11 protein-coding genes are annotated in these 9,732 nt (G+C 45.4%); 6 read left to right on the forward strand and 5 right to left on the reverse strand.

What is annotated here, in order from left to right; all coding sequences use genetic code 11:
• Nucleotides 1–933: 933 nt before the first annotated feature.
• The 4 genes from Q0174_RS05790 to Q0174_RS05805 are packed head-to-tail and all read right to left on the reverse strand — an operon-like array spanning nucleotide 934 to nucleotide 4,600.
• Nucleotides 934–1,686 (reverse strand): superoxide dismutase, encoded by a 753-nt coding sequence (locus Q0174_RS05790; protein ID WP_298042279.1) that lies wholly within the window; start codon nucleotides 1,684–1,686, stop codon nucleotides 934–936.
• On the reverse strand, nucleotides 1,686–1,859 hold the full coding sequence (locus tag Q0174_RS05795; protein WP_005870938.1) for a hypothetical protein: 174 nt from the start codon (nucleotides 1,857–1,859) through the stop codon (nucleotides 1,686–1,688). The genes Q0174_RS05790 and Q0174_RS05795 overlap by 1 nt, the downstream gene beginning before the upstream one ends.
• Complete coding sequence (locus tag Q0174_RS05800) at nucleotides 1,852–3,966, reverse strand: mechanosensitive ion channel family protein (protein ID WP_298042281.1); 2,115 nt, start codon at nucleotides 3,964–3,966, stop codon at nucleotides 1,852–1,854. Before Q0174_RS05800 ends, Q0174_RS05795 begins: the two co-directional genes overlap by 8 nt.
• Nucleotides 3,932–4,600, reverse strand: coding sequence for a carbonic anhydrase (locus Q0174_RS05805; RefSeq protein ID WP_297948409.1), 669 nt, complete (start codon nucleotides 4,598–4,600; stop codon nucleotides 3,932–3,934). The genes Q0174_RS05800 and Q0174_RS05805 overlap by 35 nt, the downstream gene beginning before the upstream one ends.
• Nucleotides 4,601–4,730: 130 nt before the next feature.
• Here Q0174_RS05805 and Q0174_RS05810 point away from each other — a divergent pair, with 130 nt between their 5' ends.
• From Q0174_RS05810 to Q0174_RS05835, 6 genes are all read left to right on the forward strand, one after another.
• On the forward strand, nucleotides 4,731–5,426 hold the full coding sequence (locus Q0174_RS05810) for a Bax inhibitor-1/YccA family protein (protein WP_298042284.1): 696 nt from the start codon (nucleotides 4,731–4,733) through the stop codon (nucleotides 5,424–5,426).
• A 94-nt stretch (nucleotides 5,427–5,520) separates the two neighbouring features.
• Nucleotides 5,521–6,042 carry a preprotein translocase subunit SecG gene (secG, locus tag Q0174_RS05815; RefSeq protein WP_298042287.1) on the forward strand — a complete coding sequence of 174 codons (522 nt, stop codon included), beginning with the start codon at nucleotides 5,521–5,523 and terminating at the stop codon, nucleotides 6,040–6,042.
• A 101-nt stretch (nucleotides 6,043–6,143) separates the two neighbouring features.
• The gene (gene frr / locus Q0174_RS05820; RefSeq protein WP_298042289.1) at nucleotides 6,144–6,701 is read left to right on the forward strand and encodes a ribosome recycling factor; all 558 of its coding nucleotides are present in this window, start codon (nucleotides 6,144–6,146) and stop codon (nucleotides 6,699–6,701) included.
• 3 nt (nucleotides 6,702–6,704) lie between these two features.
• Nucleotides 6,705–7,316 (forward strand): orotate phosphoribosyltransferase, encoded by a 612-nt coding sequence (gene pyrE / locus Q0174_RS05825; RefSeq protein ID WP_298042292.1) that lies wholly within the window; start codon nucleotides 6,705–6,707, stop codon nucleotides 7,314–7,316.
• 96 nt (nucleotides 7,317–7,412) lie between these two features.
• Nucleotides 7,413–7,838 (forward strand): RDD family protein, encoded by a 426-nt coding sequence (locus Q0174_RS05830; protein ID WP_298042295.1) that lies wholly within the window; start codon nucleotides 7,413–7,415, stop codon nucleotides 7,836–7,838.
• Complete coding sequence (locus Q0174_RS05835; RefSeq protein WP_298042297.1) at nucleotides 7,835–8,398, forward strand: ribonuclease HII; 564 nt, start codon at nucleotides 7,835–7,837, stop codon at nucleotides 8,396–8,398. The genes Q0174_RS05830 and Q0174_RS05835 overlap by 4 nt, the downstream gene beginning before the upstream one ends.
• 526 nt (nucleotides 8,399–8,924) lie before the next feature.
• On the opposite strand, the gene Q0174_RS05840 is transcribed toward Q0174_RS05835, so the two are convergent.
• The gene (locus Q0174_RS05840; protein ID WP_298042298.1) at nucleotides 8,925–9,692 is read right to left on the reverse strand and encodes a hypothetical protein; all 768 of its coding nucleotides are present in this window, start codon (nucleotides 9,690–9,692) and stop codon (nucleotides 8,925–8,927) included.
• Nucleotides 9,693–9,732: the final 40 nt, after the last annotated feature.

Genomic DNA, 9,732 nt, shown 5'->3' on the forward strand with positions numbered 1-9,732 from the left:
CAGGGCTCATACGGTACAGCTCGCTGCGCAATTTGAGCTGATGCGGTTAAAATTCCACGCGCTGTATTTTGGCACACATAGCGCGCATGTATCGCCTGACGCGGCATAGCTTGGCTTTCGATACGGCTTGTCTTTTCCGCGTAACGAGCAACTTTGGCACGGTGCAAATTTTTAAAATTTAAAGCGAAATTTCAAGCCGAAACGGCACTGAAATTTCAACCGCCGAAAGGTTAAAATTCGACGATCGATTTTCGCTAAATTTATCCCACGGTTCGCAAGCTGTACTATTCAGGCGCGAATTTCAAATCTACTGCAACCTTGCCTTTAGCACGGTAAATTTTAGCTGGCTGATATTTTAAAATTTGCTACCCGCTTTGCTAAACAAAATTTTACGAGCATGGTGTGGGCGAGCAAGGCAGGGGGCAGAAAGAGTCGCTTCCCTCCGTATAATTGCGGAGGCAAAGAATGGGCTACCTATCTCGGTATGAAAATTTAATGGGCTTTATTTGCAACTTTAAAATTTTGCGAGATATTCGCTCGTAACGTTAAATTTCAATACGCGAGCGGTGGAAATTTTAAGAAAGCAGAGCTAGATAAAGCGAAATTTCACATAAGGTCTGTGCAACGCGGTATTTGCGCACAAGATATAAGCGCTGAAAAGGAGAAGCACTCGGAATTTGGCGCGTAACGAGCGGTGAACTATAGTTAAGCAAACTTCAAATTAAAAATCTTAAATTTTAATCCGTGGACGCCAAATGGGTTCAAAATAAAATTTACGTAAATTTAGAGCGCGGCAAGCCGGGGGCGCTCTCAGAGCACTACAGGCCGTATAGCTCAGTATTCGTGCGGCAAAATACAGGCATTGAAAGACATACCCATTTGAAATTTAGCGCGCGGCGGGCATAGAGAACCGAAAATCCGCAGCGCTAAAGTTTACTCGGCAAAAGTCCGAATTGATCCGCAGCAGCCACAATCGCAGCGCGAAGAGGCGACGGGATGAAGCTCACTAATGTAGAGCTTCACGGAGTCAAGCCCTTGCTTTTTCGCCTGGAAGTAGGCGTCGCTTGCAAAACCGAAGTCCGCAAAACGCAAGAAGCTCTCCACGTAGGATTTGCGCGCATTTTGATGATCGACATAATAGGCGTGCTCCCAAAGATCGCAGGCAAGCAGTGGAATTTTGCCGCGTGCGATCAGTGTGTCCGCATTTTGCGTCGTGATGATTTCTAAATTCGTGCTGCGCTCGTCGCACACGAGCCAGCACCAGCCGCTACCGAAAAGCCCCAGCGCGCGCTTTAAAAACTCGCTTTTAAAATTTTCCATCCCGCCGAAAGCCTGCGTTAAAGCGTCCGCGAGCTCGCCGCTAGGCTCACTTGGCTGCGCGATACAGTCGAAGTAAAAATCGTGGTTGTAAATTTCAGAGGCGTTGTTAAAAATACGGCTAAAACCTAGGCAAATTTTATAAAGCTTTGAAATTTGCGAAAAATTGCACTCCTCGCCGCGCACCTCCTTGAACGACTGCGTGATGATCGTAAAAAGATCTGCGTTTTGTATCGGCGTGTCCGCTATATCTCGATTTAAGGCAGAGACGTAGTCCTCGCAAAGCCCGCCGTGGTGAAATTTCAAACTCTGCAAGCTCGCGATTTTATTCGTGCGCGGATCAAAAGGCAGCGCCCTGGATCTAAACACTAATAATCCTCGCTGTCCAAATCGCTATAATCGTTAAAACCATCGTCGTCTTCGTAGCTGTAATCATCCTCGTCGTAGTTGTAGTTGTAACTCTCGTCGCCTCCGATTAAATCATCGTCCTCGTATTCGTCCTCATCGAACTCTTCGTCTTCGAAGTCATCGAAATCAGCCATTTTGCTCTCCTTTGTCGTTGGAATTTACTTTTGATTTTACGCATTCACTTGCTATTTCCGGGATATTTTCGATATAAACGCTCTGTGATGGGAAGGCAAACGATAGCCCGTTTTGCTCCACGATCTCCATTATTTTAAATAAAACATCCTCTTTAGTTTGGATAAAATTTGCCCATATTACGGTTTTTGTGAAGCAGTAAACTAAAATATTAATAGACGAATCGCCAAAGCTATCTAACGCCACGAACATAGTGCTTTTATAGCCCGCTAAATCGTCGATAGAGACCATATTTTGTCTATAGCGCATACGAAAATCTTTGGAATTTAGCGCCGTATCGGCAGACTGAGCGATACCCGGGTGAGATTTTAGCATCTCTTTGATGTCGTTTACGCACTTTCGCAGTTGAGCCGTGCTCGCGCCGTATTCGACGCCCACGGTAAGCTTTAAATTCCGTCCTACCTTCCTGCGGCTCCAGTTTTTGATATTTTGCGCCATTATGTTGGAATTCGGCACAAAAACAAGAGCGTTGTCAAAGGTTCTAATCGTCGTCTTTCTAAAGCCCGTTTCTACGACGTTTCCCTCTATGTCGCCTAATACAACCCAATCACCTTGCGAGAACGAGTTATCAAATAATAGCATCACGGATGAGAAGAAATTTGCGATGATGTCCTTGGTCGCAAATGCGATCGCAAGTCCGCCGATTCCAAGTGATGCCATAAGCGCCGAGATGTCAAAGCCCAGACGCTTTAGCACCAAAAGTGCGGCGATGATGATTACGATGATATATAGAATTTTAACGACTAGATTTATGATATCTTTTCTGACGCCTTTTTTCGTGATGTTTCCAAGCACGACAATGCCGTAACCGTCGATGATCTCGATGATGAGCCATGCCCAAAGTACCACGTAAACGATCGAGAATAAATTTGCAAATTTTATTGGCACGGGCGCCGGATAATAAAATATACTAAGACAGATATCGACCGAATAAGCGATCAGCAAAATACCCATCGGACGCTTGATAATGCCCACTACTTGCGTTTTTAGAGTTTCGCTATCCAGCGAAAAGCTTTTATTAAAGAATTTAAATACGAAATAGATGATGTTGGCAAGCAGTCTGCGAAGCGAGTAGAAAAATAGCGTAATCAACGTGATCAAAATGAGCTTGCCGAAATTTACGTGGCTGAGCTTAAACGGAATTTTATCGTTGATATAATCGATCACCGACTTAAAATTTAAGCTCGTAAAAACCACGCTGCTTGCGAGTAGATCGCTATTTCGCGACAGATACGTAAGCACCTCGTCGTAGGTCTGCTTATCGTTTTTCAAATCGTTGATTTTAGACTCTAAGGCGTCTATCTGCTCTTGACTGCTTAGATTATTTTTCAAATCATTAAGTTTGCTAAAATCCCTAGTTTGGATATTTAGTAGCGTGCTACTCAGCTCACTTTCAAGCGCGCTTCTGCTTGCGCCGTTTACAAACATATCCTCAATTTTCATAAGCGAGGTATAAAAGATCTCCGCCATTTCCATTTTTTCTAAATCTGCGCTTGCATTTACGTATTCGGGAGAGCTCTGCTTTTTAGCGTATTTTTTTAGCGTAGTTTGGATATTCTTTTTATTTTGTGCATACGACATTATGCTTTCGATATCCATATCCTGCTGCGTAATCGCGAAAGGTAAGCGATCAAAGAGCTTAGCTTTATTGCGATCGATGGCGTCTAGCTCGTTTTTGCTCGCGTTGGCATCGCCGCCGTTAAGCAGGGAGCTGCGCTGCAAATTTAGCTTTTTAATCTCTTTGATTACAGAGATAAGCGTCTCTCCATTAGGAGCTTTTTTCTGCGAAGTCTCGGTTTTAGCGACCTTTTCTGCGATCATATTTATTACTTCAGTTTTGTTGCCATCCTCTGCACCGAGAGATTTGGATAGAATTTTAGCGACTTCTTTTTTGATCTCGGTTTTGTTGTTTTCTAAAGTAAGATTTGCTTCTGGAGCGGAAGAATTTGTCTCTACAAAGCTTCCCTCGCCGGTCGTGTTGAGGTCTGCAAACGCTAAAGCGGCGCTAAAAAGACTAATCGTTAAAAAGCTGATTATAGATTTTTTCATAATCCATTCCCTTATTTAATAGCGTAAAATGCGCGCCTTCGTCGTCGTAGTTGAATAGCTCGCCCGTTTCGATGACGTAGTGCCAGCCGTAAATTTTAATCTCGCCGTTTTTATAGGCGTCTTTGATGCCAGGAAAGCTAAGTAAATTTTGCATGGAATTTATAATATTTAATCGCTCGGTGATCCACTCGCGCTTGTCGGCGCCGAGATCTTTGAGCTTTTCGACCTCGTCTTTTACAGGCTGCATTAAATTTAGCCAGCGCCTTACGTTTGGAATTTTTTCGAGTTTTTTAGCGTCGTAAAACAGCGCCGCGCAGCCGCCGCAGTTGCTGTGCCCGCAAACGATGATATTTTTGATTTTTAGCGAATACAGCGCGTATTCAATCGCTGAGGTAGTCGCTAAAAATTCCTCGCTAATGCGGTATGGAGGAACGACGTTTGCAATATTTCGTACGACGAAAAGCTCTCCTGGAAGCGTCGAGGTAATTAGGCTCGGCACCACTCGCGAGTCGGAGCAGCCGATAAAAAGCGTGTGGGGCTTTTGATGATTTGCCAGACTTCCGAAAAGCTCGGCATGCTCGGCAAAATTTTCTTCCATAAATTTAATAGCTCCATTTATTAACTGGCTGGGCATACTTTCTCCTTAAAAAAGTCGGGAATTATATATTACTTTCATAAATAGATAGAATTCCGGAAATTTTTAATTATATATTTACCAAATTTTCGCTAAACTCCCCGCTCATAAATCAAAAGAAGGAGAAAATATGAGTCTATACGACAGACGAAATTACGCGGACGGCTATGAGCTATCGGACGCGTCACTGGAACAAGGACGAATCTCTCAGACCATTAAACAAACCTACGCGCTTCTAACCGCTTCGATGATAGCTGCGGCGGCAGGGGCTTTTGTGGCGATGAGTTTCGGCGTGAGCTTGGCTATTCATCCATTTTTATATCTAGTGCTTTTAATGGGGCTAATTTTTGGTATGCAAGTAGCCGTAAATCGCGGTGCTAATACGATTGCGCTGGTTTTGCTTTTTGCATTTACCTTTATTACCGGTCTTACTCTAGGTAAATTGATCACTATTTATATCGCAGCGGGTGCCGGAGATGTGGTAACACATGCGTTTGTGGCTACGGCGATTACTTTCGGTACTCTTACCGTTTATGCGATGAATACAAAGACAAATTTCGACTCTTGGGGCAAACCGCTATTGGTATCGCTTGTGGCTATTATCGTGCTAAGCCTTTTGAACTACTTCTTTTTCAAAAGCACCGTGCTTGATATAGCAATTTCAGCTTTTTCGGCTTTAATCTTTTCGATGTATATCATCTACGATACTAAAAATATTATAAACGGCACCTACACTTCACCGATAATGGCTGCCGTAGATATGTATCTAAACATCTACAACCTCTTCCTTTCGCTGCTAAGAATTTTCGGCGCAAGCAGAGACTAAATTCTATGCACCGCTTCGTGCGGTGCACTCTTAACTTAAAATTTATAAATCTTTTATTATAATCGCGAATTCAATTTTTTCAAAAGGTTTTATAGTGACTACGTTATTTTTGGTTTTACAAGTCGTCTTCGCCGTGATAATTACGATCTCCGTCCTGTTGCAAAAGAGCTCTTCTATCGGGCTTGGCGCATACAGCGGAAGCAACGAAAGCTTATTTGGTGCGAAGGGGCCTGCGGGGTTTTTGGCTAAATTTACCGCTGCAATGGGAATTTTATTCGTGATAAATACACTTGTGCTTGCGTATTTCTATCAGCAAGATGCTAAATCTTCTGTCGTAGATCGCGTAAAGATTGAAGCGAATGCTACTAAATCCGTGCCAAACGCTGTCCCTGGCGTGCCATCCATCCCAGCTTCAGGCGCAAAGCCTAATTTCGCTCCGGCAAGCACCGAATCAAATTCCATAATTAGCGGCGAGACCAATGCGACGGATACGAAAATCGAAGCGCCCACAGTTCCTGCTACCGGTACCACCGCAGCTAGTGCGCATACTCGGTCGCAAGCATCAAGTGATACCAATACCAGCGCTGCTTCCGCAGATCAAAACACAACCAAATAAACTCTAAATTTTAAAATTTAAAAGCGCGAAATTCGCGCTTTTAAATGCTATTCTTATTTTTTTAACGCTATAATTTCGCAAATTTTATTTAAAGGATTTGAATGCTAGAAGCTATCTACAAAGAGCAAAGAGCAAACGGCGATCGAGCTATCGAGGCTTTGAAAAAGGACTTTACGACGCTACGCACCGGCAAGGTGAGCGTGGCGATCCTGGATCATATTTTCGTGGATTATTACGGCTCGCAAACCCCGCTAAATCAGGTCGCGACCGTCCTTTCGACCGATGCGGTTACGATCTCGATCACGCCGTGGGAAAAGCCGATGCTAAAGGCGATCGAAAGCGCGATCGCAGCGGCAAATATCGGCGTAAACCCAACTAACGACGGCGAGAGCGTGAAGCTCTTTTTCCCGCCGATGACCGTCGAACAGCGCCAAGAAAACGCCAAAAAGGCTAAAGCGATGGGCGAGAAAGCAAAAATCAGCATTCGCAACGTCCGCAAAGACGCCAACGACGAGATTAAAAAGCTCGAAAAAGACAAAGCGATCTCCGAAGACGACGCCAAAAAGGGCTATGACGAGGTGCAAAAGATCACCGACTCTTACTCAAGCAAGATCGACGACGCAGTCAAGGCCAAAGAAGCCGAGCTTTTGAAGGTCTGAGCTGTGAATATAGAAAAAATCTATCGCGACTGCGGCGCATATCTGCGAGGGCATTTTCTGCTTTCAAGCGGCAACCACTCGGAATTCTATCTGCAAAGCGCCAAAGTACTTGAGGATCCGCAGCTCGCGGGACAGCTCGCAGACGAACTCGCCGCTATCATCGAAAAAGCGGGCGTGGAGTTTGATAGCGTCTGTTCGCCCGCGCTGGGCGGAATTTTAGCGGGCTACGAGCTAGCTCGCGCGGCAAAAAAGCGTTTCATCTTTACCGAGCGCGTAGATCGCGTGATGAGCCTGCGCCGCGGCTTTGAAGTGCATAAGGGCGAGAGATTTATCGTCTGCGACGATATCATCACGACGGGCGGCTCGGCTCTTGAGAGCGCAAGGCTCATCGAAAACCTAGACGGCGAGGTCGTGGGCTTTGCCGCGCTTGCCAATCGCGGATTTTGCAAGGTCGCAAATTTAGCGGGCAGCAGTGCAAAGGGTGGCGCCAAACTGCCTGCGGATAAGCCGTTTTTTGCGTTAGGCAATTTCGAGTTTGAAATTTACGAGCCCGCGACCTGCCCGCTTTGTGCCGCCGGAAGCAAGGCGATCAAGCCCGGCAGCCGCGGAAACTAGGCGCCGATTGTCGCTAACAAACCGCAACGAGATTAAATTTTATTCTCTCGGCTTTATCGCGCCGAAATTTTAAAATTTAATCCAAAACCGAGTAAAATGGCAAAACAAAAAGCTAAAATTTCGCCGATCTTTCTGCGCGTAAAGGCCTTCATCGTCGATCTTTTCATCATCGCGATGCCCCTATTCTACGGCGTTACCTATCTCGTCTTGGGCTCAAAAGAAGCTCTGTGGCGTAACCAAGCCGCGATCGCACTTATCTGGCTCGCATACGGCGCGATTTGCGCGGCATTTTATGCCCGCAGCGCTCAGACGCCGGGCTATAAGCTCGCGGGGCTTTATCTCATCGACGTTCGCAGCGGGCGCAAAGTAAGCTTTTTTAGGGCGCTAGCTCGCTTTGCATGCTTCGTGTTTGCAGGCTTTAGCGTCGTGGGGCTTTTGATCTGCTTTTTTCGCAAAGATAGATTAAATTTACACGACCTGCTAAGCGGAGCCGTGCCCGTCGTACGAAAGGACGCGCAGTGAGCGGGCAAATTTGCGGCATCGATGAGGCTGGACGCGGCTGCCTTGCGGGACCGCTTTGCGTCGCTGGCTGCGTGCTGCAGCGCGAGATCGTAGGACTTGCCGATAGCAAAAAGTTAAGCGAAAAGCGCCGTGAAGAGCTCTACGCCCAGATCATCAAAAATTCGCGCTACAAAATCGTCGAAATTTCAAGCGCACAGGTCGATGAGATCGGACTCAGCGCATGTCTAAGATCGGCGCTTGAGCAGATTCTCGCGTATTTTATGGGTTTTAGCGGACAGATCATCTACGACGGCAACGCAACCTTCGGCGTGCGCGGGCTTCAGACGCTCGTAAAGGCCGACGCGCAAATCGCCGAAGTAAGCGCGGCGAGCATCCTTGCCAAGGTCACGCGCGACCGCACGATGTATGAGCTCGCGCAGCGCTACCCGCAATACGGCTTCGCGCAAAACAAAGGCTACGGCTCGCGCACACACATTGCGGCGATCGAGCAGTACGGGCTCACGCCTTTTCACCGCGCAAGCTACAAGATCAAATCGCTGCAACCCTCGCTGTTTGATTAACGCCGTAGCAAGCCTGCTTGATCGGCGAGGAAAAACCGCCGATTTCGGTTGATACTCCGTCGGCAAACGGCGCCGAAACTTATACCCAAAGGCACAAACTTCCAATTTTGGTTAATACGGCGAGTCGCTAGTTTCGGCGGGCGGAATCCGCTTTTTGGCTAGCTCGTCGGAATTTTAACCGAACCTCTCCCGTCTCGCGCTCTCGGCTATAGTCTACTCTTTCGCTGCTTACAGGAATTTTAATCCGTACTTTTGTATCTCGTAAGAGTCCGCACAAGGTCGGAATTTTATCTAAAACCGCAAGCTCGGCTCGTTCGCTTATCCGTGCCCGAATAAAATTTCAAATTCCGCGCAGCGTAAATTCAGCCCGCGCACCGCAATAAGGCTAAATTTAAATTTAGCCTTGACGACGAGAAGGCATCGTGCTTTAAATTTAAAACCGCGCGTAAAATCTTGAATGAAATTTTGATACAAAAAAGCGGCTAAATTTTAAAATTTTATAAAATTTAGCCGCGAGATGAGGTGCTTACTTTCTTTCGTAGAAAATTACTAAGGCGTCTTCTGCCACCCTTTTACCAGTGAATGAACTTGTTTTAATAATATCATCGGCAACATCTTCGGTCACCATAAATTTATCCGACAAACTTATGCTTTTATCGGCATTCACGATAAAATTTATCTCAATAACAGCTTTTGATGGATACTCTACTTTTTTGCGTCCAAAAACTGCATCATATTGCTCTACTGTTAGCTGCGAGTAATAGACGGCTCTCTTAAGATATTCTATAATATAATCAACGCTATATTCTTTTTGAAATTCCCCTTTTAATTTATCGTCACAATCAACTATCTTGTCTTCATCGTCGAATTCTATTTTACCTTTAGTTTTAAATGTTTCTTGGAATTTTACCTCATTGAGTTTGCAGTGTTCCTTTGCTAGCTTAAGCAGACCTTGCTCATCATAGACCTTACTTTTGTAATAAATCATAGCATTATTTAAAGATGTATCCAATGCTCTTTGTTTATAAGATTTAAGGCTCTCGGTTTTATCTTGCACTATCTTTGCTTTCATGCGCTCCATATCCAAGTCGCAGACCATCTTAACCGTCTTTAATCCGCCGTTTTCCTCTTTGCTCCAGGTGACACTTTTGCAGATTTTCGAACCCTCGATCGCCGTGCCGATACTCATAGACTTAAAATCGGGCAGAGTGTAGTTTTTCACGAGCTCTACTTCGTCCTCGCCACATCCTGCTAAAAACAATGCCGCAAGTACGGCGCTTAGCACATATTTCATCTTTAACTCCTTGAGGTAAATTTTCTAGAAAATAATGCTA

The sequence above is a fragment of the uncultured Campylobacter sp. genome, from assembly GCF_937996225.1.
In the GTDB taxonomy this organism is placed as follows: Bacteria; Campylobacterota; Campylobacteria; order Campylobacterales; family Campylobacteraceae; genus Campylobacter_B.

What these genes read in the sequence shown, in the direction of transcription:
- Q0174_RS05840 (WP_298042298.1), bottom strand. Translation starts at nt 9,692, where the DNA reads ATGAAATATGTGCTAAGCGCCGTACTTGCGGCATTGTTTTTAGCAGGA.
- Q0174_RS05795 (WP_005870938.1), bottom strand. Translation starts at nt 1,859, where the DNA reads ATGGCTGATTTCGATGACTTCGAAGACGAAGAGTTCGATGAGGACGAA.
- frr (WP_298042289.1), top strand. Translation starts at nt 6,144, where the DNA reads ATGCTAGAAGCTATCTACAAAGAGCAAAGAGCAAACGGCGATCGAGCT.
- Q0174_RS05810 (WP_298042284.1), top strand. Translation starts at nt 4,731, where the DNA reads ATGAGTCTATACGACAGACGAAATTACGCGGACGGCTATGAGCTATCG.
- Q0174_RS05805 (WP_297948409.1), bottom strand. Translation starts at nt 4,600, where the DNA reads ATGCCCAGCCAGTTAATAAATGGAGCTATTAAATTTATGGAAGAAAAT.
- Q0174_RS05800 (WP_298042281.1), bottom strand. Translation starts at nt 3,966, where the DNA reads ATGAAAAAATCTATAATCAGCTTTTTAACGATTAGTCTTTTTAGCGCC.
- Q0174_RS05830 (WP_298042295.1), top strand. Translation starts at nt 7,413, where the DNA reads ATGGCAAAACAAAAAGCTAAAATTTCGCCGATCTTTCTGCGCGTAAAG.